This is a genomic window from Pseudoalteromonas sp. c7(2019) (genome assembly GCF_011378625.1).
GTDB lineage: Bacteria > Pseudomonadota > Gammaproteobacteria > Enterobacterales > Alteromonadaceae > Pseudoalteromonas > Pseudoalteromonas arctica.
The window spans coordinates 1-511 of record NZ_WTKS01000067.1; the positions used below are offsets into that span (position 1 = coordinate 1).

Genomic DNA, 511 nt, shown 5'->3' on the forward strand with positions numbered 1-511 from the left:
AAATGCAATAGGAAATGATACAGAAAATAGTTTTGACTTAAGTTTACCTTTAGCATTAAAAGATTATGAACAACGCGATAAACAGCGTTGTATTAAGTGGTTAGCTAAATTCACATAAGTTAGCTTTATATTTCAATTACTAGCAGAAATTAAATTTATCTTACAAAAACTAAAACAAGACAATTCCTACTAATACCATTTCCGATAAATATGTGATCTAATTAAGCTTCTTACAAAGGAGTTAATATGAGTCAAAATTTTGCTGAATTAATTAATGCGACAACCAATGCGAGACAACGATTAAAATTACTCGCTGTCTCGCATTTCTTAGAAGGGAAAAGTAGAACTGATATTGCGACTTTTTTAAAGGTAAGCCGTAGAAGTGTCAACATTTGGATTAAAGCATACCTTCATTCTGGGTTAACAGGTCTGGAAGTAAAGCCCCGTAGCGGGAGGCCTCATCGACTCACGCCAGAGCAACTTGCTAACATAAAACAATATGTCATTGATA

At 33.5% G+C, this 511-nt stretch carries 1 protein-coding gene; it reads left to right on the forward strand.

All coding sequences use genetic code 11. The features are described 5' to 3' along the window. Window positions 1-246: 246 nt before the first annotated feature. A partial coding sequence (locus GQR38_RS20040) for a helix-turn-helix domain-containing protein (protein ID WP_165738022.1) occupies window positions 247-511 on the forward strand: 265 nt, incomplete at its 3' end.